Origin of the sequence: Streptococcus sp. 1559, assembly GCF_013276735.1 — a bacterium.
Classification (GTDB): Bacteria; Bacillota; Bacilli; order Lactobacillales; family Streptococcaceae; genus Streptococcus; species Streptococcus pseudopneumoniae.
In genome coordinates, this window is the sequence record NZ_VMLO01000068.1 from 1 (window position 1) to 25227 (window position 25227).

Consider the following 25227-nt stretch of genomic DNA (forward strand, 5'->3'; position numbering starts at 1 on the left):
GCTTGATTACGACTAAATAGAAAGGCTTCAAAATAGATTACACCAACCGCAGGCTCAGGCTTGCGGTTTTTTGTTTGTCTGAATCAAGAAAACATCTAACCAACCGACATTAATGTCGGTAGCAAAATAAATGGTTTGTCTGAAAAAAATTGACTTGTTGACATCAACAAATAGCTTTATAAAGCGCTTGGTTGCCAATTTTGTTGATGTTAACAAAATTAGAGTTTATATTTCTATTTTGCAAAAACAGGCATTTTGAACGATTAGAAAGCAAAATCACAATCCTATTGTTCAAAAAAGCGTTTACGTGAAGAATATGGAGAGGAAATCGTGGTGTATCATTGTCAAAAACGGTGTTTTGTTAAAAATAAAAAACAGTGACCGAAATCACTGCTTATCAGTTGTAGCAAATTCATAAAGTTTTTCCGCTGTGAGAAGTGCCATTTTGTCCATGCTTGTTTTTCCTTTTCTGAGATCAGAAACAGTAGTCCATGGAACTCCAGCACCTTGCGAAATAGTAGATGTAGACATCGAACTGTCTAGCAATTCTTGAATAACTTTTCTCATCTTATTTGTCCTTTTTGTTTTTTAGATAAATATATACATTGATTGCAATTATAAAAATAGCTATTGCGCTGACCATTGCATTTCCTCTTTTCATTTGATAAAATAGAGGTGTGAGGGGCTTTCGCCCCAACCTCTTAGCGTTTACCTTTTTCTTTGACGGGATTTCGGTTTACGCTTTTTGTTTTGCCTTGCGACCGTTATTGCGGTCACTAGACTTGCGATAGCAGTTACCGTTTCAGGAATATTGTCTATTGCCTTTTCAAGTAACCTAAGCCAATCTTCTTTGTTCAATTTCATCACCCCCTTTCCTTATCTTGATTATATTATATCACGGCATACCGAGAAAGTCAAGAGTTTTGATGAAGTTTTTTAAAAAAACAGGGGGCAAAAAAGGGGCAAAAGTGTCGTAAATCTCTGTAAAATGATGTAAAAACATTTATTTAAAAGCTCAAAATATAGCTATTTTAAAAGGTATTGTAAGATATAGTAAAACGATGTAAAGGTATTTGTAAAAGCCGATGAATTATAAAACCACGCATCCTATGTGACTCGTGGTTCTTTTTTATAAACTAGTAGAGTGTTTTGGTTGTACTTTTTGTTCAGGGTCTATGTAGTTGATAGCATTATTGACAGCAGTTGGAGCTTCTCCGAGACCTGTCGCAATCAAGTCAATTTTTCCGTCATAGTAGCAGCAGTCACCAATAGCATAGATACCTGCTTGGCTGGATTCCTGTTTGCTGTTGACGATAATCTTGTGTCGGTTGAGTTCCAACCCCCAGTTTTTAAGATTACCGACAGAAGATTTGAAACCATAGTTGACAAAGAGGTGATCTAAGTCAATCGTTTCGGTTTCATCAGATTTGACTTTTGTGATTTCAAGTTTATCAATCGTGTTTCCATCTCCAAGGAGTTGGCTAGGGACGAATGGTGTCTTGATGGTCACAGATGATTCTTGCAAGGCTTGAACGCTGTGTTCCAAGGCACGGAAATTATCTCTGCGGTGAACAAGGGTAGTTGGTGCGATTTTTTCAAAAGCCAAAGTCCAATCCACAGCCGAATCTCCCCCACCAAGAATGGTCACTTTCTTACCAGCGTATTGCTGAATGTTAGAAACGTGGTAGTGGATATTTTCATAGCTCTCAACCCCTTCAAGTTCCAGCGGACGTGGTTTGAAGGCACCGCCACCCATAGCGATGATAACTGTTTTAGTCAGGTGACTTCCTTTAGAAGTTGTGATGGCAAATTCTTCTTCTTGTTTGTCAATCTCAAGAACCGTTTCATTGAGATGAATAGGGGTATCAAAGCTGTTTAGCTGTTCAATCAAGCGGTTAGTCAACTCTTCTCCAGTCAGGTTTGGGAAGCCTGGTACGTCTAGGATTTCCTTTTCAGGGTAGAGAATAGCAGGTTGTCCACCTAGCTGGGGAAGAGAGTCGATGATTTGAACCTTGGCTTGGCGTAGGTGGGCATAAAAGGCTGCAAAAAGCCCGACAGGACCACCACCCACAATGGTAATATCATAGAGTTGAGACATAGTTTCTCCTTTGTTTTTTCTAGTCAGTTTATTTTATCATATTTTTGTTCAATGTAAAATGGACTAGGATAGGGAAAAAAATGCCAGAAAATGGTATAATAGGATGAAAGTGTTTTGATAGGGAGGATATCAGGGATGAATTTTCAACAATTATCCAATCTGCAATATTGGACCAGTTTGTTTGCAAGTCCATGGACGATAGCTATCAATCTGATTGATATTTTGATTGTTGCTTATATTTTATACCATTTTACAAAAGCTATTGCAGGAACCAAGATTATGATTTTGGTACGTGGAGTTTTGGTGTTTATTTTAGCTCAAATCCTTGCAAATATGATTGGTTTGACTACGATTTCTTGGTTAATCAATCAAATTATTACTTATGGGGTTATTGCGGCGGTTGTTATCTTCTCTCCAGAGATTCGGACTGGTTTGGAACGTTTGGGAAGAGCGACAGATTTCTTTTCCAATGCCCCTATTAGTGCTGAGGAACAGATGATTCGTGCCTTTGTTAAGTCTGTTGAATACATGAGTCCTCGTAAAATCGGGGCCTTGGTTGCTATTCAGCGTGTACGTACCTTGCAGGAGTATATTTCGACAGGAATTCCCTTGGATGCTAAGATTTCTGCAGAACTTCTCATTAACATTTTTATTCCCAACACTCCCCTACATGATGGTGCGGTGATTATCAAAGAAGAACGTATTGCTGTGACGTCTGCCTATCTGCCCTTGACAAAAAACACAGGGATTTCCAAGGAATTTGGGACCAGACACCGGGCGGCTATCGGTTTATCAGAAGTCTCAGATGCCTTGACTTTTGTCGTATCAGAGGAAACGGGAGGAATTTCGATAACCTATAATGGAAGCTTTAAGCACAACCTAACACTTGATGAATTTGAAACAGAATTACGTGAAATCTTACTTCCAAAAGAGGAAGCGGGTCTTAGTTTTAAAGAACGATTGCTAGGAGGATGGAAACATGAAAAAAAATAGTTTATATATCATATCCTCACTCTTTTTTGCTTGTGTCTTATTTGTCTATGCTACGGCGACGAATTTTCAAAACAGTACCAGTGCTAGGCAGGTAAAAACGGAAACCTATACGAATACAGTAACAAATGTTCCTATTGACATACGCTATAATAGTGATGAGTATTTTATTAGCGGTTTTGCTTCAGAAGTCTCAGTGGTCTTGACTGGTGCAAATCGCCTATCGCTAGCTAGTGAAATGCAAGAAAGCACACGTAAATTCAAGGTTACTGCTGACCTAACAGATGCCAGTGTTGGAACGATTGAAGTTCCTTTGAGCATTGAAGATTTACCCAATGGGCTGACCGCTGTGGCGACTCCGCAAAAAATTACAGTCAAGATTGGGAAGAAGGCTCAGAAGGATAAGGTAAAGGTTGTACCAGAGATTGACCCTAGTCAAATTGATAGTCGGGTACAGATTGAAAATGTCACGGTGTCAGATGAAGAAGTGTCGATTACGAGTGATCAAGAGACATTGGATAGAATTGATAAGATTATCGCTGTCTTGCCAACTAGCGAACACATAACAGGTAATTACAGTGGTTCAGTACCTTTGCAGGCAATCGACCGCAATGGTGTTGTCTTACCGACAGTTATCACTCCCTTTGATACAACAATGAAGGTAACTACAAAACCAGCAGCACCAAGTTCAAGCACATCAAATTCAACTACAAGCAGTTCATCGGAGACATCTTCGTCAACGAAAGCAACTAGTTCAAAAACGAATTAAAAATAGAAAAAAGGATTTTATAAAAATGGGTAAATATTTTGGGACTGATGGAGTCCGTGGAGAAGCTAATGTAGAACTTACTCCAGAATTAGCTTTTAAGCTAGGACGTTTTGGAGGCTATGTTCTTAGTCAACATGAAACGGAAGCACCGAAAGTCTTTATAGGACGTGACACACGTATTTCAGGGGAAATGCTAGAATCTGCCTTGGTAGCTGGTCTTCTATCTGTAGGAATTCACGTATACAAACTAGGTGTTCTGGCGACACCAGCAGTAGCTTACTTGGTAAAAACTGAGGGAGCAAGCGCCGGTGTCATGATTTCTGCTAGCCACAACCCAGCCCTTGATAATGGAATCAAGTTCTTTGGCGGTGATGGCTTCAAACTAGATGACGAAAAAGAAGCAGAAATTGAAGCCTTGCTAGATGCTGCGGAAGACACTCTTCCTCGTCCAAGTGCAGAAGGCTTGGGAACCTTGGTAGATTATCCAGAAGGCTTGCGTAAGTATGAAGGCTACCTTGTTTCAACTGGAACTCCTCTTGAAGGAATGAAGGTTGCCTTGGATACAGCTCATGGTGCAGCTTCTACAAGTGCCCGTCAAATCTTTGCAGACCTTGGTGCTCAGTTGACTGTTATAGGGGGAACACCAGATGGTCTTAACATCAACCTTAATGTTGGTTCAACCCACCCAGAAACCCTTCAAGAAGTGGTCAAAGAAAGCGGCTCAGCTATTGGTTTGGCCTTTGATGGAGACAGTGACCGTTTGATTGCTGTTGATGAAAATGGCGACATCGTCGATGGTGACAAGATTATGTACATCATTGGGAAATACCTTTCTGAAAAAGGACAATTGGCTCAAAATACAATTGTGACAACTGTTATGTCTAACCTTGGTTTCCACAAGGCCTTGGATCGCGAAGGTATTAACAAGGTAGTCACTGCAGTTGGCGACCGCTACGTTGTTGAAGAAATGCGAAAATCAGGCTACAACCTCGGTGGTGAACAATCTGGGCACGTTATCTTGATGGACTACAATACAACAGGTGATGGTCAATTATCCGCTGTCCAATTGACAAAAATCATGAAGGAAACTGGTAAGAGCTTGTCAGAGTTGGCAGCAGAAGTAACCATCTATCCACAAAAATTAGTCAATATCCGAGTGGAAAATGCCGTGAAGGAAAAGGCTATGGAAGTGCCAGCTATCAAGGCTATCATCGAGAAGATGGAAGAAGAAATGGCAGGGAATGGTCGTATCTTAGTACGCCCAAGTGGAACAGAGCCCCTCTTGCGTGTTATGGCAGAAGCGCCTACCACAGAAGAAGTTGACTACTATGTTGATACCATCGCAGACGTAGTTCGAGCTGAAATTGGGATGGACTAAAACTTAGAAAACTAGATGAAAATAAAAAATTATGGTACAATAGCCTATAATATTGTAGCCGAGGGAGAAAGATATGAATCTTAAACGTGAACAAGAATTTGTTAGTCAGTATCATTTTGATGCGCGTAATTTTGAATGGGAAAATGAAAATGGAGCTCCTGAAACTAAGGTGGATGTGAACTTCCAATTGCTCCAACATAATCAAGAAAATCAAGTGACTTCCTTGATTGTCATCTTGACATTTATGATTGTATTTGATAAGTTTGTCATCAGTGGAACCATTTCACAGGTAAATCATATCGATGGCCGTATTGTCAATGAACCAAGTGAATTGAGCCAAGAAGAAGTGGAAACTTTGGCTCGTCCATGTTTGAATATGCTCAACCGTTTGACTTACGAAGTAACTGAAATTGCATTAGACTTACCAGGAATCAATTTGGAGTTCTAATTATGAAACTAGCTGTTATCACAGATTCTTCTGCCTATCTCAGTGCAGAGACCTTGCAAAGAGAAGATTTGTATGTCTTGGATATTCCTGTCAATATTGATGGTGAGGAGTATGTCGAAGGCATCAATCTGACTGCTGAGGAATTTTACCCAAAAATGGCTCAGGCTTCTGAATTGCCTAAGACCAGTCAACCAAGTATTGCCAAGTTAGATGAGATCTTAACTTCGCTCAAAGAACAAGGTTATACACATGCCTTGGGACTGTTCCTATCTTCTGGAATTTCAGGTTTTTACCAAAATATTCAGTATATGGTGGATGACTATGAAGGTTTAACCAGTGCTTTCCCAGACACTTTGATTACAAGCGCTCCCCTAGGCATCATGGTTGAAAGCGTCTTTAACTGGCGAGATCAGGGCGATGATTTTGCTATCATTCAGGATAAGCTAGCTATTCAAATCAGCCGTACGTCAGCTTTTATCATGGTAGATGACCTGGATCATTTGGTAAAAGGTGGGCGCCTTTCAAATGGGGCTGCCATTTTGGGCAATTTGCTTAGCATTAAGCCAATCCTTTATTTTAACGATCAAGGTGTGATTGAAGTTTACGAAAAAGTTCGTACGGAAAAGAAAGCAACCAAGCGCTTGATTGAAATCATCAAGGAAACAACGGCTTCAGGCCAATATCGGGTCATTGTCATTCACGGGAATGCTCCTGAAAAGGCTGAGGAATTACGTCAGCACTTACTAGATTCTGAAGTGGGTACGGATATTTCACTTGCTACATTTGGTAGTGTCATTGGAACACACCTAGGCGCAGGAAGTATTGCTCTGGGTTATATTCCAGTGATTTAGTTGGGACTTTTAGCTTAGTTAAGATGCCTTGTATCTTAGCAATTGAACACGGACTACCTGCCTCTTGAAAAAAGATGCCTGTCTTGCCTTTCGTGGCAAGTCAGCGTCATTCCCTATTTTTCATGGGCAGCTAAGGTCCTTTGTATCTTGATAATTGAACACGCCTGGGACCCTGTGTGAAAAAGATAGTTCTTCCAAGGAGTAGACACTTCTTGATCAGAATTCCTATTTTCACTTTGTGTTCTTACAGGCCTTGTATCTTAGACAGGAGTAGAGATGAGTATTCGAGTAATTATTGCTGGTTTTAAGGGAAAGATGGGTCAAGCTGCTTGTCAGATGGTCTTGGCTGATCCAGACTTGGACTTGGTAGCAGTTTTGGATCCTTTTGAGTCTGAGTCAGAATGGCAGGGAATTCCTGTTTTCAAGGATAAGGCTGATTTAGCAGGCTTTGAAGCGGATGTTTGGGTAGATTTTACAACTCCAGCTGTTGCCTATGAAAATACACGCTTTGCTCTTGAAAATGGCTTTGCTCCAGTAGTTGGAACGACTGGTTTCACGAGTGAAGAAATTACAGAGCTAAAAGTATTTTCTCGTGCCCAAGATTTGGGTGGCTTGATCGCTCCAAATTTTGCCTTGGGTGCTGTCTTGCTTATGCAATTTGCAAGGCAGGCTGCTAAATATTTCCCCAATGTGGAGATTATCGAGCTCCATCATGACAAGAAAAAGGATGCTCCGAGTGGAACAGCTATTAAAACGGCTGAGTTAATGGCAGAAGTTCGAGAGTCTATTCAGCAAGGTGCGCCTGATGAGGAAGAATTGATTGCAGGTGCCCGTGGTGCTGACTTTGATGGCATGCGGATTCACTCAGTTCGTTTACCAGGCTTGGTAGCCCATCAGGAAGTCATCTTTGGCAATCAGGGAGAAGGATTGACGCTCCGTCATGACTCCTATGATCGCAGCTCCTTCATGACAGGGGTGAATTTGGGAATTAAAGAAGTTGTCAAGCGTCATGAGCTTGTCTATGGATTAGAACACTTATTATGAGATTAACGCAAATGCCTTCTGAATTTCAGAAGGCTTTACCAGTATTAGAAAAAATTAAAGAAGCAGGTTTTGAGGCCTATTTTGTTGGAGGTTCTGTTCGAGATGCCCTTCTCAATCGCCCTATCCATGATGTGGATATTGCGACGTCTTCTTATCCAGAAGAGACCAAGCAGATTTTTCCGCGAACAGCCGATATCGGAATCGAGCATGGAACCGTCTTGGTCTTAGATGGGGATGAGGAGTATGAGGTAACCACCTTTCGGACAGAAGATGTCTATGTGGACTATCGCAGACCCAGTGCGGTTTCCTTTGTTCGTTCGCTAGAAGAAGACCTCAAGCGCCGTGATTTTACAGTCAATGCCTTTGCTTTGGATGAGACAGGAGAAATCATTGACTTGTTCCATGGGCTAGGAGATTTAGAAAATCAAGTTTTGCGAGCGGTTGGTGTGGCTAGTGAGCGTTTCAACGAAGATGCTTTGCGGATTATGCGTGGTTTCCGTTTTCAGGCCAGTCTTGGCTTTGAACTTGAGTCAGAAACCTTTAAAGCTATGAAGACATTAACGCCGCTTTTGGAGAAAATTTCTGTAGAGCGTACCTTTGTTGAGTTTGATAAACTCTTACTGGCTCCATTTTGGAGAAGGGGCTTGGCTTCCATGATTGAGAGTCAAGCTTATGACTATCTCCCTGATATGGCAGCTAGCCAGGACAAGCTCAATAGACTGTTTGATTTGGAGACTGATTTCACCTTTGAATCTTCAGAGCAAGCCTGGGCGGCTCTACTGTGGGTTTTGGAGATTGAAAATGCGCAGCCATTTTTGAAGGCTTGGAAGACCTCACGCCAGTTTGCCAAGCAAGTTCAGGATTTGCTGACTATTTTGGCATTGCGTGAAAAGGGAGAATTGAGCAAGCGAGATTGTTATCGCTTTGACTTGGATTTGCTTTTACAGGCTGAAAGTCTTCGTCAGGCTCAGGGAAAACCAGTCAACCCACAAGCCATCACAGAAACCTACCAGAGTCTGACCATTCATGACAAGAAAGAAATTCAGATTAATGGTGGTATTTTGATCAAGGAATATGGCTATCAGCCGGGACCAGACTTGGGAGAGATTTTAACAGAGATTGAGTTTGCTATTGTCGATGGAGAATTGGAAAATGACCGTCAAGCCATCCATGCTTATCTAAGGGAGAAAAAATGAGTGATTTTATCGTTGAAAAACTAAGTAAATCCGTCGGTGATAAGACCGTTTTTAAGGATATTTCCTTTATCATCCATGACTTGGATAGAATTGGTTTAATCGGTGTCAATGGGACTGGTAAGACCACCCTTTTAGATGTTCTTTCTGGTGTTTCTGGATTTGATGGGGATGTTAGTCCCTTTTCGGCTAAGAATGATTACCAGATTGGTTATTTGACTCAAGATCCTGATTTTGATGATAGCAAGACGGTCTTGGATACGGTTCTTTCCAGCGACCTCAAGGAAATCCAGCTCATTCGTGAGTATGAGTTGATCATGCTCAACTACAGTGAGGACAAGCAGGCGCGTTTGGAACGGGTCATGGCTGAAATGGACTCTCTCCAAGCTTGGGAAATCGAGAGTCAGGTCAAGACTGTTCTCAGCAAGCTGGGGATTCAGGACTTATCTACTCCTGTTGGGGAATTGTCAGGTGGTCTAAGAAGACGGGTCCAGTTGGCGCAAGTTCTTCTTGGTAATCACGACCTCTTGCTGCTGGATGAGCCAACCAACCATCTGGATATTGCGACTATTGAGTGGCTGACCCTCTTTTTAAAAAATTCTAAGAAGACAGTTCTCTTTATCACTCACGATCGTTATTTCTTGGATGCTTTGTCAACTCGGATTTTCGAGTTGGATCGAGCTGGATTGACCGAGTATCAAGGGAATTATCAGGACTATGTTCGCCTTAAGGCGGAACAGGACGAGCGCGATGCAGCTCTTCTCCACAAAAAAGAACAACTCTATAAGCAGGAATTGGCCTGGATGCGTAGACAACCGCAGGCGCGTGCGACCAAGCAGCAGGCTCGTATCAATCGTTTCCACGACCTGAAAAAGGAAGTTTCAGGCAATACTGATGAGACAGACTTGACCATGAACTTTGAAACCAGTCGGATTGGGAAAAAGGTCATCGAGTTTCAGAATGTTTCTTTTGCCTATGAAAACAAACCCATTTTGCAAGATTTTAATCTCTTGGTGCAGGCCAAAGACCGTATTGGAATCGTTGGGGATAACGGTGTTGGAAAATCAACCCTCCTCAACTTGATTGCAGGAAGTCTTGATCCGACAGCAGGTCAAGTTGTGATAGGGGAAACTGTTCGCATCGCCTATTTCTCTCAGCAAATTGAGGGCTTGGATGAAAGCAAGCGAGTTATCAATTACTTGCAGGAAGTGGCAGAAGAGGTCAAGACCAGCGGTGGTTCTACGACTTCGATTGCAGAGCTGCTGGAGCAGTTTCTTTTCCCACGTTCGACGCATGGAACCTTGATTGAGAAATTGTCTGGGGGAGAGAAAAAGCGTCTTTATCTCCTCAAATTGCTTTTGGAGAAACCAAATGTTCTTCTCTTGGACGAGCCAACCAATGATTTGGATATTGCAACCTTGACAGTTTTGGAGAATTTCTTGCAAGGCTTTGCAGGTCCAGTCTTAACAGTTAGTCACGACCGCTATTTCTTGGATAAGGCAGCGACTAAGATTCTGGCTTTTGAGGATGGCAAGATTTGTCCTTTCTTTGGTCATTATACCGACTATCTTGATGAAAAAGTCTTTGAAACAGAGATGGCCAATCAAGTGCAAAAGGCTGAAAAGGAGAAAGTGGTCAAGGTTCGTGAAGGCAAGAAACGCATGACCTACCAAGAAAAGCAGGAGTGGGCAAGCATTGAAGGCGATATTGAAGCCTTGGAAAACCGTATCGCTGCTATTGAAGAGGAAATGCAGGCTAACGGCTCTGACTTTGGTAAGCTGGCTACTCTCCAAAAAGAATTGGATGAGAAAAATGAAGCACTCCTTGAAAAATACGAACGCTATGAGTATCTCAGTGACTTTGATAGTTAGAAGAATAGAAAAAGCCCGTCTCATGACAGGATTTCTCTATTCTTTTTTTGTTTCCTGGTGGAAGACATTTTGCCAAGTTTCGTGGCGACGCCAGATACTGGTATGGACGATACCATCTAATTCATAGCAGATGAGTTTGGTCTTTTGACTGATGGAAGTGATTTGGATGTCCTTGATAGCTGAATTCAAGTCTTTTTCTGCTTTATAGGCCTCTTTATCCATCTGCTTTCCGTCTTGGCGAATATAGACAAAATCGTCAGCTAAGAGTTCTTCCAGTTGATTTCCTTGGTCAATCAATTGTTCACGCATGAGCAATTTTTTATAGACATTGTCTAAAATTTCATCCTCAGGGATAGGCGCTGGCTCAATATGGACATCGGTATCAAAAACCCCAAAACGTTCCTCCAGCATAGACTCGACCTGATCCGCGATTTCATGACTCTCAAAAACAGACAGGTCAGGGTTCATCTCTAGCGTAATATCCAGGTAGATGTTGCTACCGTAGGTACGACCTCTTTGGGACTTAACCTTGCTGATTTTGGGAATTTCCATGATGGCCTTTTGATAATCCTCAAGCAGACGGTCGTCAAAGCCATCCGAAAGGCTAAAGGAAGACTCGATGAAGATATCATAGGCAGTCTTTAAGATAAAGAAAGTGATGATGATAGCAACCAGTTTATCCACAATGGGATAATTGAAACTACTAGCTAGGATGGCAATGGTGGTTCCAAGTGAGGTGACAGCATCAGAAAGATTGTCCTTTGCTGCGGCCTTCAGTGCCTTGGAGTTGGATTTCTTACTGAGGCGAGTATTGTAGAGATAGACCACAAACATGATCGCTGCAGACATAATTCCTAGAGTTGCACCCAGAGGATCAATGACCGTTTCTTCACGACTGAGAATCTTTTGAATGGTATCCCTTAGAACATCAAAGCCAACATAGAACATGATGATGGAAGTGATTAAGCTAGCCAAATCCTCAATCTTCCAGTGGCCAAAACGGTGGTCTTGGTCAGCAGGCTGGCGTGCCATCCTGATTCCAATCAAGAGGGCCACATTTCCAATGATGTCCGACACGTTGTTGAAACCATCGGCCACCAAACTGGATGAATGAAGAAGATGGCCAGTAGCCAATTTCGCTGCAGACAAGAGCAGGTAGGTTGAAATACTGATAATGGCACCACGTTCAGCTAACTTGAGATTTGAGATAGATTGCTTCATTCAACTTCCTTTCTAGTCATATAGCATTCTACCATTATACTGGTTTTCAAGGGAAAATTCAAATAAGGTAGTTTTTACTCTTTTAAAACTACCCAAAATTTGGTATAATAGTACTACTCAAGGGAGTAGCTGGCAGAAACCTGTGATAGTGTCGTCATTCCGAATTTTATACTGAAAAGTATGTTTTCCGGCCCTATCTTAAATAGCGAGACTTGTTATGATTAACAGGTCTCTTTTTGTTTGTCGTGAAAAGATGCGATGAGGGAAAAGAGAGTCTGTTTTGCACACAATGTCAAGGAGGAGACACATGTCAAAAGAACAAGAACGCCAAGCGTTTTACACTCAGAGTCCTGAAGAGGTCTTGAAGGCTGTGGATGCGACCGAGCAAGGTTTGTCATCAAGTGAGGCGGAAAAGCGCCTTGCCGAATTTGGCCACAATGAACTCGAAGAAGGCGAGAAACGATCAATCCTGGTCAAATTCATCGAGCAATTTAAGGATTTGATGATTATCATCCTAGTTGCAGCAGCAATCTTGTCAGTCGTGACTTCTGGTGGGGAAGATATCGCAGATGCCATTATCATTTTAGCCGTGGTTATCATTAACGCTGCCTTTGGTGTTTACCAAGAAGGAAAAGCAGAAGAAGCTATCGAAGCCCTCAAATCCATGTCTAGTCCAGCTGCCCGCGTTCTGCGTGATGGGCACATGACTGAGATTGACTCTAAAGAATTGGTACCTGGAGATATCGTTGCCCTTGAAGCTGGTGACGTAGTACCAGCAGACCTACGTTTGCTAGAAGCCAACTCTCTTAAGATCGAAGAGGCTGCTCTGACAGGTGAGTCTGTACCGGTTGAAAAAGACTTGACAGTCGAGCTTGCGACAGATGCTGGTATTGGTGACCGTGTCAATATGGCCTTCCAAAACTCAAACGTAACCTACGGTCGTGGGATGGGAGTTGTTGTCAATACAGGTATGTACACGGAAGTTGGTCATATCGCGGGCATGCTTCAAGACGCTGATGAGACGGATACACCCCTCAAACAAAACTTGAACAACCTTTCTAAGGTCTTGACCTATGCAATCTTGGTCATTGCCCTTGTTACTTTTGTAGTGGGTGTCTTCATTCAAGGGAAGGATCCACTTGGTGAGTTGTTGACTTCTGTTGCCCTTGCCGTTGCAGCCATTCCAGAAGGACTTCCTGCTATCGTGACCATCGTTCTTTCCCTTGGTACTCAAGTTTTAGCCAAACGACATTCCATCGTTCGTAAGTTGCCAGCAGTTGAAACACTTGGTTCAACTGAAATCATCGCTTCTGATAAGACTGGTACGCTGACCATGAACAAGATGACAGTTGAAAAAATCTTCTACGATGCAGTCCTACATGACTCAGCTGATGACATTGAACTGGGTCTTGAAATGCCCCTCCTTCGTTCAGTTGTCTTGGCCAATGATACGAAAATCGATGTGGAAGGCAACCTGATTGGTGATCCAACCGAAACAGCCTTTATCCAGTATGCCTTGGACAAGGGCTACGATGTCAAAGAATTTTTAGACAAATATCCTCGTATGGCGGAGTTGCCATTTGACTCTGACCGTAAGCTCATGTCAACAGTTCATCCACTTGCAGATGGACGCTTCCTCGTAGCTGTTAAAGGTGCGCCAGACCAACTCTTGAAACGTTGTGTTCTTCGTGATAAGGCTGGGGATATTGCTCCGATTGATGAGAAGGTCACAAACCTCATTCATACAAACAATTCTGAAATGGCCCACCAAGCCTTGCGTGTCCTTGCAGGTGCGTATAAGATTATCGATAGCATTCCAGAAAACCTCACTTCTGAAGAGCTGGAAAATAATTTAATCTTCACTGGTTTGATTGGGATGATTGATCCTGAACGTCCTGAAGCCGCTGAGGCTGTTCGTGTGGCTAAGGAAGCTGGAATTCGTCCAATCATGATTACAGGTGACCACCAAGACACCGCAGAAGCTATTGCCAAACGTTTGGGAATCATTGATGCAAACGATACAGAAGACCACGTTTTAACTGGTGCTGAGCTCAACGAATTATCTGATGAAGACTTTGAAAAAGTTGTTGGTCAATACTCTGTTTATGCCCGTGTGTCTCCAGAGCACAAGGTTCGTATCGTCAAGGCTTGGCAAAAACAAGGTAAGGTCGTTGCCATGACAGGTGACGGTGTCAATGATGCCCCAGCTCTGAAAACAGCAGACATCGGTATCGGTATGGGAATCACTGGTACAGAGGTTTCTAAGGGGGCTTCTGATATGATTCTTGCAGATGATAACTTTGCGACTATTATCGTCGCAGTGGAAGAAGGACGTAAGGTCTTCTCAAACATTCAAAAGACTATTCAGTACCTACTTTCTGCCAATACTGCTGAAGTATTAACCATCTTCCTATCAACCTTGTTTGGTTGGGATGTCTTACAGCCGGTTCATCTTTTGTGGATCAACTTGGTAACGGATACCTTCCCAGCTATCGCTCTTGGTGTTGAACCTGCGGAGCCTGGTGTCATGAATCATAAACCACGTGGACGCAAGGCAAGCTTCTTCTCAGGTGGTGTTTTGAGTTCTATCATTTATCAAGGTGTACTCCAAGCAGCTCTTGTTATGAGTGTTTATGGCCTTGCGATTGCTTACCCAGTTCATGTGGGTGACAATCATGCTATTCATGCAGATGCCCTAACGATGGCCTTTGCAACCCTTGGTTTGATTCAGCTCTTCCATGCCTACAATGTCAAGTCTGTCTACCAATCCATCTTGACAGTTGGCCCATTCAAGTCTAAGACCTTTAACTGGTCCATCTTGGTATCCTTTATCCTTCTCATGGCAACAATCGTTGTAGAACCGCTTGAAGGAATCTTCCACGTAACCAAACTAGACTTGTCACAATGGGGAATTGTTATGGCTGGAAGCTTCTCAATGATTATCATCGTCGAAATCGTTAAGTTTATTCAACGCAAACTCGGTTTTGACAAGAATGCGATTTAAGGGAGGTTTCGGATGTCAGCATATCAATTACCGACCGTATGGCAGGATGAAGCTAGTAATCAAGGAGCCTTTACGGGCTTAAATAAACCAACAGCAGGTGCCCGTTTCGAACAAAACTTGCCAAAAGGAGAACAAGCTTTTCAGCTTTATTCACTGGGAACACCAAATGGTGTGAAGGTCACTATCTTATTGGAAGAATTACTAGAGGCTGGTTTTAAGGAAACGGCTTACGACTTGTATAAGATTGCTATCATGGATGGGGATCAATTTGGTTCAGACTTCGTAAAGCTCAATCCAAATTCCAAGATTCCAGCCTTGTTGGACCAGTCAGGAACTGAAGAAGTAAGAGTCTTTGAATCTGCTCATATTCTCCTTTATCTTGCTGAGAAATTTGGAGCCTTTCTACCAAGTAATCCTGTGGAAAAGGTAGAAGTTTTGAATTGGCTATTCTGGCAAGCTGGGGCTGCACCTTTTCTAGGTGGGGGATTTGGACATTTCTTTAATTATGCCCCTGAAAAATTGGAATATCCTATTAACCGTTTTACGATGGAAGTGAAACGCCAGTTGGATTTATTGGATAAGGAATTGACTCAGAAACCTTATATTGCAGGCAATGACTATACGATTGCAGATATTGCCATCTGGTCTTGGTATGGACAGTTAGTTCAAGGAAAACTTTACCAAGGTTCTGCAAAATTCTTGGATGCCTCAAGTTACCAGAATTTAGTAAAATGGGCAGAAAAAATTGCCAATCGTCCAGCTGTTAAGCGTGGGATGGAAGTAATTTATAAAGAAATTAATACTCTTTGAAAATCTCTTCAAACCACGTCAGCGTCGCCTTGCCGTANNTTTTGAGCAACCTGTGCTAGCTTCCTAGTTTGCTTTTTGATTTTCATTGAGTATAAGTAGCAAAAAAGTCATCTTCGGATGGCTTTTTGCTACAGTTGAGGGAAAGGGCTTGCAGTTATCGGCTTTTGTGCTATAATTGTTATAATATAGTAAAAAACAAGAGGAGTGTGAGGAAGTGGAAAAGAAAATTGTAAAAGATATTTTGTTTTTATCTCAGGTATCTCAGCCGGCAAGTCAGGAAGACCTTTATCTTGCCAGAGATTTGCAGGATACACTCTTAGCAAATCGTGAGACCTGCATTGGTCTAGCTGCCAATATGATTGGGGTGCAAAAGCGCGTGATTATCTTTAATCTTGGCTTGGTTCCCGTGGTCATGTTTAACCCAGTGCTTCTGTCCTTTGAAGGATCCTATGAGGCAGAAGAAGGCTGTTTGTCCTTGGTAGGTGTGAGATCAACTAAGCGTTATGAAACCATAAGGCTTGCCTATCGTGACAGCAAGTGGCAGGAACAGACCATTACCTTGACAGGCTTCCCAGCTCAGATTTGCCAGCATGAGCTGGATCACTTGGAAGGACGAATCATTTAGGAGGAAAGCAAATGAAACGAATAGTCTTTGAACTTATTTTTATCGCAACGACCTGGTATATCTTTTTACCGCCCCTTAACCTGACCAGCTGGGAATTTCTCTTCTTCCTCTGTGGGCATTTGTTAGTTGTGGCAATCTTATTTGGCTTTGGCAAGGGGATAAACCTTGTCAAAACGGTTCATGTGCGCCACGGTAAGGCGGAAGCTGCCTTAAATCTTGAGGGTTTCAAAATCAATCGGTTAGGGAAAATTCTGTTAGCTTCGATTGGAGGAATTCTTCTCTTGGCAGCTTTGGTTTCCTTGGTAACTTCCAGCATGTTTCAGGCTAAAAATTATGCCAATGTAGTCACGGTTACGGAAAAAGACTTTACTGAATTTCCTAAGAGTGACACCAGTAAGGTTCCTATCTTAGATAGAAGTACTGCTGAAAAAATTGGTGACCGCTACTTGGGTTCCCTAACAGATAAGGTGTCGCAGTACGTAGCGGCAGATACCTATACCCAATTGACAATTGATGGGAAACCTTATCGAGTGACGCCACTAGAATACGCAGACCCTATCAAGTGGTTTAACAATCAAGCTAAGGGAATCGGTGAGTATATCAAGGTGGACATGGTAACTGGAAATGCGGATTTGGTGGACTTGAAGACACCAATCAAGTATTCAGACTCGGAGTATTTTAACCGTGATGTCAAACGTCACCTGCGCTTGAAGTACCCGACCAAAATCTTTAAAACTCCATCTTTTGAGGTGGACGATGAGGGCAATCCTTTCTATGTAGCAACGGTTTACCAAAAGCAATTTGGACTTGCGGTTCCTCGTCCTGCTTCAGTCATTATCTTGGATGCTACAAATGGAGAAACCAAGGAATACAGCTTATCAGATGTTCCAGAATGGGTGGATAGGATCTATCCAGCAGAGGAAACCATTGAGCAAATCAACTACAACGGCAAGTACAAGGACGGTTTCTTGAATGCCATGATTTCCAAGAAAAATGTGACCCAGACTACCAATGGCTATAATTACTTGTCTATCGGTAATGACATCTATCTCTACACAGGTGTGACGTCGGCTAATGCGGATGAGAGTAATCTTGGTTTCATCCTTGAAAATATGCGAACAGGAGAAATTACTAAGTATAGCTTGGCTTCTGCGACAGAAGAATCAGCCCGTGAATCAGCAGAAGGTGCTGTTCAGGAGAAATCCTACAAAGCAACCTTCCCAATCCTCATCAACCTCAATGACAAGCCTTTCTACATCATGGGTTTGAAGGACAATGCTGGCTTGGTCAAAGAGTATGCTCTAGTAGACGCAGTCGAGTACCAAAATGTTATCGTAGCTACTACAGTGGAAGAGATGCTCAGCAAGTATGCCAATAAAAACGACCTTGAAATTGACAATGCAACGACAGAAAGCATCAAGGGAGTAGTAGCAGACCTCAAATCAGCTGTTATCAAGGGCGACACCGTCTACTTCTTTAAAGTTGATGGCAAGATTTACAAGGTTAAGGCTTCAGTATCAGATGACCTTCCTTACCTTGAAAATGGTAGAACCTTCGAAGGTCAAGTAGGAAAAGACAGCTATCTCAAGACCTTTAAAGTACAGTAATACTCTGCGAAAATCTCTTCAAACCACGTCAACTTTATCTGCAACCTCAAANNAATTAAGACTAATGGAGGACAAAGAAATGGGTTTTTATTTGATGCTTGCTTCAATGCTACTTGGACTGCTCGCTTTGAAGATAGGTTTTTCTCAGTTCAAGGAGAAAAAAGATAAATTCTTATCTATCTTAACAAGTTTAGCTGGCGCAGCCCTTGTTCTCGTGGCTATCTGGTTAGGATGGCCCAAATAAATAGAGAAGCCTCGGTCAAACCGAGGTTTTTCATACTCTTCGAAAATCNNGCTTCCTAGTTTGCTCTTTGATTTTCATTGAGTATCAGATGAATTTCTTGGTTGTGGCTAAAAAATATGCTACACTATCAATATGAAAATTTTAATCCCTACAGCAAAAGAAATGAACACAGACTTGCCGAGTATCGAGGTAACACCTTTAATACCAGAAAGTCAGGCCGTGCTGGATGCCTTGGCCCTCTATTCTGCTAGTCAATTGGAGAGTTTTTATAAGGTATCAGCCGAGAAGGCTGCGGAAGAATGTCAAAATATCCAAGCTTTGAAAAGGCAAACTGCTCAACACTACCCAGCTCTTAAACTTTTTGATGGGCTTATGTACCGCCATATCAAGCGAGATAAGTTGACCGAGGCGGAACAAGCCTATCTTGAAAATCATGTCTTTATTACTTCGGCTTTGTACGGTGTCGTTCCAGCCTTGTCATCTATGGCCCCTCACCGTTTGGACTTTTTGATGAAGTTAAAAGTCGCTGGTAAGACTTTAAAGAGTCATTGGAAGGCAGCCTATGATGAAGCTGTGAAGCAGGAAGAAGTGATTTTCTCCCTCTTGTCGTCCGAGTTTGAGACGGTATTTTCTAAGGAAATCAGAGAAAAAATGGTGATCTTCAAATTTATGGAGGATAGAGGCGGTCAGCTGAAAATTCACTCAACCATTTCCAAGAAAGCGCGTGGTGCCTTCCTGACAGCCCTGATAGAAAATCAAGTACAGACGGTGGAGGAAGCTCGTCGCTTAAGCTTTGCAGGATTTACCTACCGAGAAGATCTGTCCCAGCCACAGGAATTGGTTTTTGTTAAGGAAGTATAGAAATCAGATATTTTGTATTTGGCAATATGTATCATCAGCTATTTTAGTTTATAAATGAGAAAAAAAGCGAACAAGCTAGTCTTCTGAGTGTCAGAAAAGTAGTCTTGTTCGCTTTTATTATGTTAGTTACTTGATCGCATTGACCAAGTCTTCCGCTTGTTTTTCAAGTGAGTTTAGGACTGTTTCTTCAAGAACCAATTTTCCGTCTGCCCAAGCAGAGTCATTGACACGTGCAGCAGTGAAATCACCAACGATTTGTGTACGGATAAATGGCAAGAGGTCTTTGTAAATAGCGAAAAGTTGATCGTGACCGGCATTGGCTACAGATGATACGGTGACAAACTTGTCTTGAAGGGCAGAAGCGCCACGTGTATCAGACAAGTCAAGGGCGCGAGATAGCCAGTCAAGCAAGTTTTTTACTGTTCCAGGGATAGAGAAGTTGTAGACTGGAGAGAAGATCCAGATAGCATCCGCAGCGAGAACCGCTTCACGAGCAGTAGCTACAGCTGGATGAGTTGGAACTTCCAAATCTTGGCTGAAGAGAGGAAGGGCTGAATAATCAAGGTAGCTAACTTCCGCTTTACCAGCAAGTGCTTTCTCAGCTTCGAGCGCCATTTGGTGGTTGAAAGAACCTTGGCGTAGTGATCCGACGATAAATAATACTTTTTTAGACATGATGTGTCTCCTTTTTCTTAAATTTACGAGAATTTTCTCGTTGTTATAAAATATATTACAACAAAGCAAAACAACTTGCAAGAAATTTGCTCAGAGTTTATTTGAAAATTGTAAAATTTCGGAAACTCTAGTCATTTGTGACTGAAAAAGTAAGAACTGTTTCACTTTCAAAATCGGTTTTGTTTGAAGGAAGAAATAAAGTGCGATTGTTCTTGCATTCACTTGTAATAAAGCCCAATAGATGGTAAAATAGACGAGTGAAAAAAAGACAAAAAAAAGCAAAAAATAATCTACTGTGGCAGTATGGTCTAGGGATGACGATTTTGTTTGTGGTTATCAGTGCTTCCTTTCTGTATCTAGTGTTTCTGAGTATGAAACCTTATCAAACAGCTAAAAGTGAAGGAGAAAAATTAGCTCAGCAGTATGCAGGATTAGAGCAGGCTGATCAGGTTGACTTATACAATGGCTTGGAATCCTATTATAGCGTTCTTGGCCGTAATAAAAAACAAGAAGCACTTGCTGTCCTGATTGGAAAAGATGACCACAATATTTACGTTTATCAGCTAAATCAAGGTGTTTCACAAGAAAAAGCAGAAGCTGTTTCGAAGGAAAAAGGAGCTGGCGAGATTGACAAGATTACCTTTGGCCGTTATCAAGACAAACCAATCTGGGAAGTCAAGTCAGGCTCTGATTTTTATCTAGTAGATTTTGAAACAGGAGTATTGGTCAATAAGGAGGGCCTATGAAACTATCCAACCGTGTTTTAGAAATGGAAGAAAGTGTGACCTTGGCTGCTGGAGCTCGTGCCAAAGCACTCAAGTCTGAGGGAAGAGATATCCTGTCTCTAACCTTGGGTGAGCCAGATTTCACTACTCCAAAAAATATCCAAGATGCCGCCATTGCATCGATTCGAGATGGGCGTGCTTCTTTTTATACAGTAACCTCAGGCCTGCCAGAGCTCAAGGCAGCGGTCAATACTTACTTTGAACGCTTTTACGGCTATTCTGTAGCGCCAAATCAAGTGACAGTCGCTGCTGGAGCCAAATATTCTCTCTATACCTTCTTTATGGCTGTGGTCAATCCAGGTGATGAAGTTATCATCCCAACCCCCTACTGGGTAAGCTATGGAGACCAGGTCAAGATGGCAGAAGGTGTGCCAGTCTTTGTTCCTGCTAAGGAAGATAATCACTTTAAGGTGACCGTAGAGCAGTTAGAAGCAGCTCGCACAGACAAGACCAAGGTTTTGGTGCTGAATTCGCCATCCAATCCGACAGGTATGATTTACACCCGTGAGGAACTCTTGGCAATCGGAAACTGGGCTGTAGAAAAGGATATTCTCATTCTAGCAGATGATATCTATGGGCGCTTGGTCTATAATGGTCATGAGTTCACACCGATTTCTAGCCTATCTGAGGCAATTCGCAAGCAAACAGTGGTCATCAATGGTGTGTCTAAAATCTATGCCATGACAGGTTGGCGGATTGGCTATGCCGTTGGAGAAGCAAACATTATTGCTGCCATGTCCAAGATTGCAGGTCAAACAACTTCGAATCCGTCAGCAGTAGCCCAGTATGCAGCAGTTGAGGCTCTATCAGGTGAGCAAGATACTGTAGAAAGCATGCGTCAGGCTTTTGAGGAACGTCTCAATACCATCTATCCCCTTCTTGCTGAGGTGCCAGGATTTGAAGTGCTCAAACCGCAAGGAGCTTTCTATCTCTTCCCAAATGTCAAAAAAGCTATGGAGATGAAAGGCTATACAGATGTGACAGATTTTACAACCGCTATCCTAGAAGAAGCCGAAGTGGCCTTGGTAACAGGAGCAGGATTCGGAGCACCAGAAAATGTCCGCCTCAGCTATGCGACAGACCTAGACACGCTTAAAGAAGCAGTTAAACGCTTGAAAGCATTTATGGGTAGTGAGAATGATTGATCATTTTGAGATTAAGGTAAAGGATTTACAAATTTCAGAAGGATTTTATAAGAGTTTTCTCGCTCCTTTGGGCTATAAATTGGCTTTTAAGACTAGTTCTCTAATCAGTTTTCTTGCCCCGAACAGCCCTCATCCTGGTGGTGATTTTTGGCTGGCTCAGGGGACACAAGATCCTATTCACTTTGCTTTTTTAGCAGAAAATAAGGAAGAAGTTCAGGCTTGTTATGAGGCTGGTTTAGAGGCAGGTGGGCGAGACAATGGGGCTCCTGATTATCGCAGTGAGCATCCGATTTACTACGCTGCTTTTGTGATTGACCCAGATGGGAACAATATAGAAGTGGTTTGCCATAAAGAATAAAAAAGAAAAAGGAAAAATAATGACAAAACGTGTAACGATTATTGATGTAAAAGACTATGTTGGTCAGGAAGTGACGATTGGCGCTTGGGTTGCCAACAAATCAGGAAAAGGGAAAATTGCCTTCTTGCAATTGCGTGATGGAACAGCCTTCTTCCAAGGTGTGGCTTTTAAACCAAACTTTGTCGAAAAATTTGGTGAAGAAGTAGGACTTGAGAAGTTTGATGTCATCAAACGCTTGAGCCAAGAAACGTCTGTTTATGTGACAGGTATTGTCAAAGAGGACGAACGTTCTAAATTTGGCTATGAGTTGGACATCACAGACATCGAAGTGATCGGTGAATCTCAAGACTACCCAATCACACCAAAAGAACACGGTACAGACTTTTTGATGGACAACCGTCACTTGTGGCTCCGTTCTCGTAAGCAAGTGGCCGTGATGCAAATCCGTAACGCTATTATCCATGCAACTTATGAGTTCTTTGACAAGAACGGTTTCATGAAATTTGACAGCCCAATTCTTTCAGGAAATGCGGCAGAAGATTCAACAGAACTCTTTGAAACGGACTACTTCGGGACGCCAGCCTACTTGAGCCAATCAGGTCAGCTTTACCTAGAAGCAGGTGCTATGGCTCTTGGTCGTGTCTTTGACTTTGGTCCAGTTTTCCGTGCTGAAAAATCAAAAACGCGCCGTCACTTGACCGAGTTCTGGATGATGGATGCAGAGTACTCATACTTGACACATGATGAGTCGCTTGACTTGCAAGAAGCTTATGTGAAAGCTCTTCTACAAGGTGTTCTTGACCGTGCGCCTCAAGCCTTGGAAACCTTGGAACGTGATACAGAGCTCTTGAAACGCTACATTGCAGAGCCATTCAAACGTATCACTTACGATCAAGCCATTGACCTCTTGCAAGAACATGAGAATGATGAAGACGCTGACTACGAACATCTTGAGCATGGTGATGACTTTGGTTCACCACATGAAACTTGGATTTCAAACCACTTTGGTGTGCCAACTTTTGTCACGAACTACCCAGCAGCCATCAAGGCCTTCTATATGAAACCAGTTCCTGGAAATCCAGAGCGCGTGCTTTGTGCAGACTTGCTTGCTCCAGAAGGTTACGGAGAAATCATCGGTGGTTCTATGCGTGAGGAAGACTATGATTCCCTTGTCGCTAAGATGGATGAACTTGGCATGGACCGTACAGAGTATGAATTCTACCTTGACCTTCGTAAATACGGTACAGTTCCACACGGTGGATTTGGTATCGGTATCGAGCGTATGGTAACCTTCGCAGCAGGAACAAAACATATCCGTGAAGCCATTCCATTCCCACGTATGTTACACCGTATTAAACCATAAGAACAGGAAAACGCCCATGTGGCGTTTTTTCGAATTCCAGAGTTTTTACTTGCGTAAAAAATTTTTTTCTAGTATAATAGTTTATTGTGAGCGAACCTCACTTACCCCTTGCAAAGTCTTGGGGTCATTAGACCAAAAGGAGGAACATATCAATGGCTAAATACGAAATTCTTTATATCATTCGTCCAAACATTGAAGAAGAAGCTAAAAACGCTTTGGTAGCACGTTTTGACTCTATTTTGACTGACAACGGTGCAACTGTTGTTGAATCAAAAACTTGGGAAAAACGTCGTCTTGCATACGAAATCAAAGATTTCCGTGAAGGACTTTACCACATCGTTAACGTTGAAGCAAACGACGATGCAGCTCTTAAAGAGTTTGACCGTCTTTCAAAAATCAACGCTGACATTCTTCGTCACATGATCGTCAAAACTGACGCGTAAGAAGGTAAACTATGATTAACAATGTTGTACTTGTAGGGCGTATGACACGTGACGCTGAGTTGCGTTATACCCCATCAAATGTAGCAGTTGCGACTTTTACTCTTGCAGTAAACCGTACATTTAAGAGTCAAAATGGCGAACGTGAGGCTGATTTTATCAATGTCGTTATGTGGCGCCAACAGGCTGAAAACCTTGCTAACTGGGCTAAAAAAGGCTCACTTATCGGGGTGACAGGCCGTATCCAGACTCGTAGTTACGATAACCAGCAAGGACAACGTGTCTACGTGACAGAAGTCGTGGCTGAGAATTTCCAAATGTTGGAAAGCCGTAGTGTGCGTGAAGGTCATACAGGTGGAGCTTACTCTGCCCCAACTGCAAACTATTCAGCACCTACAAATTCAGTGCCAGACTTTTCACGTGATGAAAATCCATTTGGAGCAACAAATCCATTGGATATTTCAGATGATGATTTACCATTCTAATGGACAACTAAAATTATAAAGGAGAAAAAACATGGCTCAACAACGTCGTGGCGGATTCAAACGCCGTAAAAAAGTTGATTACATCGCAGCAAACAAAATTGAATATGTTGATTACAAAGATACTGAGCTTCTTAGCCGTTTCGTTTCAGAACGTGGGAAAATCCTTCCTCGTCGTGTAACAGGAACTTCAGCTAAAAACCAACGTAAAGTAACAACAGCTATCAAACGCGCTCGCGTAATGGCTTTGATGCCTTTCGTAAACGAAGATTAAAGAAAAGACCCGGTTGGGTCTTTTTTTCAGGTCCAGTGGACCTCTTTTTCATGAGCTTGAAAACAAGAAAGTGAATTAAGACCCCGACGGGTCTTTTTTCACGAGATAGTTTTTTTCTGACCTTGGCGTGCTATAATAGTAATAGAAAGAGTAAAGGTGGGTAAGTCAAAGATGAATTGTACGATTAGAAATATGATTAAGTCTGATATTGAATCCTTATCTCATGGATTTATGAATCAAGGTTGGCCTGGTAGAGAGGAAATTTTGGCTAGATATTTTCTGGAACAGGAAAGTGGGGAGAGAGAAGTCTTAGTTGCAGAGATTGATGGTGCTGTAGCGGGCTACGTTACCATTTTGCCCTCTGCTAAACATGGTCCTTTTGCAGAAGTCTATCCAGAATTATCAGATTTTAATGTGTTTGAGCCTTTTCGAAATCAAGGGATTGGGAGTCAACTGCTAGAAGAGGCAGAAAATCGAGTTAAGTTTTTTTCAGACAAAGTGACGTTGGGTGTAGGTTTGCACTCAGGCTATGGACCTGCCCAGAGATTGTATATCAGACGGGGCTACATTCCAGATGGGACAGGTGTCTGGTATCGAAATCAACCCTTGGAAATGAATGCTACTATTCAAAATAATGATGATTTAGTTCTGTACTTATCAAAGAAGTTCGAATAAGAGATGGCGAATTTCT

27 protein-coding genes are annotated in these 25227 nt (G+C 42.3%); 22 read left to right on the forward strand and 5 right to left on the reverse strand.

The window, feature by feature from the left end:
• Nucleotides 1–387: 387 nt before the first annotated feature.
• From HT688_RS08330 to HT688_RS08340, 3 genes are all read right to left on the reverse strand, one after another.
• Nucleotides 388–567, reverse strand: coding sequence for a hypothetical protein (locus HT688_RS08330; RefSeq protein ID WP_001233346.1), 180 nt, complete (start codon nucleotides 565–567; stop codon nucleotides 388–390).
• A 141-nt stretch (nucleotides 568–708) separates the two neighbouring features.
• Nucleotides 709–858, reverse strand: coding sequence for a hypothetical protein (locus tag HT688_RS08335; RefSeq protein ID WP_001030863.1), 150 nt, complete (start codon nucleotides 856–858; stop codon nucleotides 709–711).
• 271 nt (nucleotides 859–1129) lie between these two features.
• Nucleotides 1130–2098 (reverse strand): NAD(P)/FAD-dependent oxidoreductase, encoded by a 969-nt coding sequence (locus tag HT688_RS08340; protein ID WP_000081020.1) that lies wholly within the window; start codon nucleotides 2096–2098, stop codon nucleotides 1130–1132.
• Between the two features lie 135 nt (nucleotides 2099–2233).
• Between HT688_RS08340 and cdaA the strand changes: the two genes are divergently transcribed.
• The 8 genes from cdaA to HT688_RS08380 all read left to right on the forward strand — a co-directional run bounded on the left by cdaA (nucleotide 2234) and on the right by HT688_RS08380 (nucleotide 10642).
• Nucleotides 2234–3091 (forward strand): diadenylate cyclase CdaA, encoded by an 858-nt coding sequence (gene cdaA, locus HT688_RS08345; RefSeq protein WP_001011065.1) that lies wholly within the window; start codon nucleotides 2234–2236, stop codon nucleotides 3089–3091.
• Nucleotides 3078–3857: a CdaR family protein gene (locus HT688_RS08350; RefSeq protein WP_000742288.1), complete on the forward strand. Its 780-nt coding sequence runs from the start codon at nucleotides 3078–3080 to the stop codon at nucleotides 3855–3857. Before cdaA ends, HT688_RS08350 begins: the two co-directional genes overlap by 14 nt.
• Nucleotides 3858–3882: 25 nt before the next feature.
• Nucleotides 3883–5235, forward strand: coding sequence for a phosphoglucosamine mutase (gene glmM / locus HT688_RS08355; protein ID WP_050223019.1), 1353 nt, complete (start codon nucleotides 3883–3885; stop codon nucleotides 5233–5235).
• Nucleotides 5236–5308: 73 nt separating this feature from the next.
• Nucleotides 5309–5683, forward strand: coding sequence for a DUF1149 family protein (locus tag HT688_RS08360; protein ID WP_001050094.1), 375 nt, complete (start codon nucleotides 5309–5311; stop codon nucleotides 5681–5683).
• A gap of 2 nt (nucleotides 5684–5685) precedes the next feature.
• Complete coding sequence (locus HT688_RS08365; RefSeq protein ID WP_000762178.1) at nucleotides 5686–6534, forward strand: DegV family protein; 849 nt, start codon at nucleotides 5686–5688, stop codon at nucleotides 6532–6534.
• Nucleotides 6535–6810: 276 nt separating this feature from the next.
• On the forward strand, nucleotides 6811–7578 hold the full coding sequence (gene dapB, locus HT688_RS08370; RefSeq protein WP_000027869.1) for a 4-hydroxy-tetrahydrodipicolinate reductase: 768 nt from the start codon (nucleotides 6811–6813) through the stop codon (nucleotides 7576–7578).
• On the forward strand, nucleotides 7575–8774 hold the full coding sequence (locus HT688_RS08375) for a CCA tRNA nucleotidyltransferase (RefSeq protein ID WP_078929830.1): 1200 nt from the start codon (nucleotides 7575–7577) through the stop codon (nucleotides 8772–8774). Before dapB ends, HT688_RS08375 begins: the two co-directional genes overlap by 4 nt.
• Nucleotides 8771–10642, forward strand: a complete 1872-nt coding sequence (locus HT688_RS08380) for an ABC-F family ATP-binding cassette domain-containing protein (RefSeq protein ID WP_023940261.1) — start codon at nucleotides 8771–8773, stop codon at nucleotides 10640–10642. The genes HT688_RS08375 and HT688_RS08380 overlap by 4 nt, the downstream gene beginning before the upstream one ends.
• Before the next feature lie 36 nt (nucleotides 10643–10678).
• On the opposite strand, the gene mntE is transcribed toward HT688_RS08380, so the two are convergent.
• On the reverse strand, nucleotides 10679–11863 hold the full coding sequence (gene mntE, locus HT688_RS08385; protein WP_023933184.1) for a CDF family manganese efflux transporter MntE: 1185 nt from the start codon (nucleotides 11861–11863) through the stop codon (nucleotides 10679–10681).
• A gap of 307 nt (nucleotides 11864–12170) precedes the next feature.
• Between mntE and HT688_RS08390 the strand changes: the two genes are divergently transcribed.
• The 6 genes from HT688_RS08390 to yaaA all read left to right on the forward strand — a co-directional run bounded on the left by HT688_RS08390 (nucleotide 12171) and on the right by yaaA (nucleotide 19014).
• A complete protein-coding gene (locus HT688_RS08390; protein ID WP_023933182.1) occupies nucleotides 12171–14867 on the forward strand; it encodes a cation-translocating P-type ATPase in 2697 nt (898 codons plus the stop codon).
• A 12-nt stretch (nucleotides 14868–14879) separates the two neighbouring features.
• Entirely contained in the window at nucleotides 14880–15677 is a 798-nt protein-coding gene (yghU, locus tag HT688_RS08395; protein ID WP_001277397.1) for a glutathione-dependent disulfide-bond oxidoreductase, read from the forward strand.
• 214 nt (nucleotides 15678–15891) lie between these two features.
• Entirely contained in the window at nucleotides 15892–16302 is a 411-nt protein-coding gene (locus tag HT688_RS08400; RefSeq protein WP_000412227.1) for a peptide deformylase, read from the forward strand.
• Between the two features lie 11 nt (nucleotides 16303–16313).
• Nucleotides 16314–17909 carry a hypothetical protein gene (locus tag HT688_RS08405; RefSeq protein WP_000822860.1) on the forward strand — a complete coding sequence of 532 codons (1596 nt, stop codon included), beginning with the start codon at nucleotides 16314–16316 and terminating at the stop codon, nucleotides 17907–17909.
• 79 nt (nucleotides 17910–17988) lie between these two features.
• Nucleotides 17989–18153, forward strand: a complete 165-nt coding sequence (locus HT688_RS08410) for a YczI family protein (protein ID WP_000508264.1) — start codon at nucleotides 17989–17991, stop codon at nucleotides 18151–18153.
• Nucleotides 18154–18285: 132 nt separating this feature from the next.
• Nucleotides 18286–19014, forward strand: coding sequence for a peroxide stress protein YaaA (gene yaaA / locus HT688_RS08415; RefSeq protein WP_166736074.1), 729 nt, complete (start codon nucleotides 18286–18288; stop codon nucleotides 19012–19014).
• 126 nt (nucleotides 19015–19140) lie between these two features.
• Here yaaA and HT688_RS08420 read toward each other — a convergent pair whose 3' ends face one another.
• On the reverse strand, nucleotides 19141–19689 hold the full coding sequence (locus tag HT688_RS08420) for an NADPH-dependent FMN reductase (protein WP_000039623.1): 549 nt from the start codon (nucleotides 19687–19689) through the stop codon (nucleotides 19141–19143).
• Between the two features lie 257 nt (nucleotides 19690–19946).
• Here HT688_RS08420 and HT688_RS08425 point away from each other — a divergent pair, with 257 nt between their 5' ends.
• The 8 genes from HT688_RS08425 to HT688_RS08460 all read left to right on the forward strand — a co-directional run bounded on the left by HT688_RS08425 (nucleotide 19947) and on the right by HT688_RS08460 (nucleotide 25211).
• The gene (locus HT688_RS08425) at nucleotides 19947–20435 is read left to right on the forward strand and encodes a cell wall elongation regulator TseB-like domain-containing protein (protein ID WP_000747177.1); all 489 of its coding nucleotides are present in this window, start codon (nucleotides 19947–19949) and stop codon (nucleotides 20433–20435) included.
• A complete protein-coding gene (locus HT688_RS08430) occupies nucleotides 20432–21619 on the forward strand; it encodes a pyridoxal phosphate-dependent aminotransferase (protein ID WP_000777796.1) in 1188 nt (395 codons plus the stop codon). Before HT688_RS08425 ends, HT688_RS08430 begins: the two co-directional genes overlap by 4 nt.
• Nucleotides 21612–21977, forward strand: coding sequence for a VOC family protein (locus HT688_RS08435; protein ID WP_000565214.1), 366 nt, complete (start codon nucleotides 21612–21614; stop codon nucleotides 21975–21977). Before HT688_RS08430 ends, HT688_RS08435 begins: the two co-directional genes overlap by 8 nt.
• Nucleotides 21978–21996: 19 nt before the next feature.
• Nucleotides 21997–23340: an asparagine--tRNA ligase gene (gene asnS, locus HT688_RS08440; RefSeq protein ID WP_000167155.1), complete on the forward strand. Its 1344-nt coding sequence runs from the start codon at nucleotides 21997–21999 to the stop codon at nucleotides 23338–23340.
• A 152-nt stretch (nucleotides 23341–23492) separates the two neighbouring features.
• On the forward strand, nucleotides 23493–23783 hold the full coding sequence (gene rpsF / locus HT688_RS08445; RefSeq protein ID WP_001151784.1) for a 30S ribosomal protein S6: 291 nt from the start codon (nucleotides 23493–23495) through the stop codon (nucleotides 23781–23783).
• 11 nt (nucleotides 23784–23794) lie between these two features.
• The gene (gene ssbA, locus HT688_RS08450; RefSeq protein ID WP_000609606.1) at nucleotides 23795–24265 is read left to right on the forward strand and encodes a single-stranded DNA-binding protein SsbA; all 471 of its coding nucleotides are present in this window, start codon (nucleotides 23795–23797) and stop codon (nucleotides 24263–24265) included.
• A 31-nt stretch (nucleotides 24266–24296) separates the two neighbouring features.
• Nucleotides 24297–24536 carry a 30S ribosomal protein S18 gene (gene rpsR, locus HT688_RS08455; RefSeq protein WP_000068664.1) on the forward strand — a complete coding sequence of 80 codons (240 nt, stop codon included), beginning with the start codon at nucleotides 24297–24299 and terminating at the stop codon, nucleotides 24534–24536.
• A gap of 171 nt (nucleotides 24537–24707) precedes the next feature.
• A complete protein-coding gene (locus HT688_RS08460) occupies nucleotides 24708–25211 on the forward strand; it encodes a GNAT family N-acetyltransferase (RefSeq protein WP_031222773.1) in 504 nt (167 codons plus the stop codon).
• Nucleotides 25212–25227: the final 16 nt, after the last annotated feature.

Coding starts and splice junctions, on each gene's coding strand:
- HT688_RS08410 (WP_000508264.1), top strand. CDS start 17,989: ATGGGTTTTTATTTGATGCTTGCTTCAATGCTACTTGGACTGCTCGCT.
- HT688_RS08330 (WP_001233346.1), bottom strand. CDS start 567: ATGAGAAAAGTTATTCAAGAATTGCTAGACAGTTCGATGTCTACATCT.
- cdaA (WP_001011065.1), top strand. CDS start 2,234: ATGAATTTTCAACAATTATCCAATCTGCAATATTGGACCAGTTTGTTT.
- yaaA (WP_166736074.1), top strand. CDS start 18,286: ATGAAAATTTTAATCCCTACAGCAAAAGAAATGAACACAGACTTGCCG.
- HT688_RS08420 (WP_000039623.1), bottom strand. CDS start 19,689: ATGTCTAAAAAAGTATTATTTATCGTCGGATCACTACGCCAAGGTTCT.
- asnS (WP_000167155.1), top strand. CDS start 21,997: ATGACAAAACGTGTAACGATTATTGATGTAAAAGACTATGTTGGTCAG.
- HT688_RS08350 (WP_000742288.1), top strand. CDS start 3,078: ATGAAAAAAAATAGTTTATATATCATATCCTCACTCTTTTTTGCTTGT.
- mntE (WP_023933184.1), bottom strand. CDS start 11,863: ATGAAGCAATCTATCTCAAATCTCAAGTTAGCTGAACGTGGTGCCATT.
- HT688_RS08435 (WP_000565214.1), top strand. CDS start 21,612: ATGATTGATCATTTTGAGATTAAGGTAAAGGATTTACAAATTTCAGAA.
- glmM (WP_050223019.1), top strand. CDS start 3,883: ATGGGTAAATATTTTGGGACTGATGGAGTCCGTGGAGAAGCTAATGTA.
- rpsR (WP_000068664.1), top strand. CDS start 24,297: ATGGCTCAACAACGTCGTGGCGGATTCAAACGCCGTAAAAAAGTTGAT.
- HT688_RS08340 (WP_000081020.1), bottom strand. CDS start 2,098: ATGTCTCAACTCTATGATATTACCATTGTGGGTGGTGGTCCTGTCGGG.
- HT688_RS08430 (WP_000777796.1), top strand. CDS start 20,432: ATGAAACTATCCAACCGTGTTTTAGAAATGGAAGAAAGTGTGACCTTG.
- HT688_RS08380 (WP_023940261.1), top strand. CDS start 8,771: ATGAGTGATTTTATCGTTGAAAAACTAAGTAAATCCGTCGGTGATAAG.
- HT688_RS08375 (WP_078929830.1), top strand. CDS start 7,575: ATGAGATTAACGCAAATGCCTTCTGAATTTCAGAAGGCTTTACCAGTA.
- HT688_RS08390 (WP_023933182.1), top strand. CDS start 12,171: ATGTCAAAAGAACAAGAACGCCAAGCGTTTTACACTCAGAGTCCTGAA.
- ssbA (WP_000609606.1), top strand. CDS start 23,795: ATGATTAACAATGTTGTACTTGTAGGGCGTATGACACGTGACGCTGAG.
- HT688_RS08365 (WP_000762178.1), top strand. CDS start 5,686: ATGAAACTAGCTGTTATCACAGATTCTTCTGCCTATCTCAGTGCAGAG.
- HT688_RS08360 (WP_001050094.1), top strand. CDS start 5,309: ATGAATCTTAAACGTGAACAAGAATTTGTTAGTCAGTATCATTTTGAT.
- dapB (WP_000027869.1), top strand. CDS start 6,811: ATGAGTATTCGAGTAATTATTGCTGGTTTTAAGGGAAAGATGGGTCAA.
- HT688_RS08405 (WP_000822860.1), top strand. CDS start 16,314: ATGAAACGAATAGTCTTTGAACTTATTTTTATCGCAACGACCTGGTAT.
- rpsF (WP_001151784.1), top strand. CDS start 23,493: ATGGCTAAATACGAAATTCTTTATATCATTCGTCCAAACATTGAAGAA.
- yghU (WP_001277397.1), top strand. CDS start 14,880: ATGTCAGCATATCAATTACCGACCGTATGGCAGGATGAAGCTAGTAAT.
- HT688_RS08460 (WP_031222773.1), top strand. CDS start 24,708: ATGAATTGTACGATTAGAAATATGATTAAGTCTGATATTGAATCCTTA.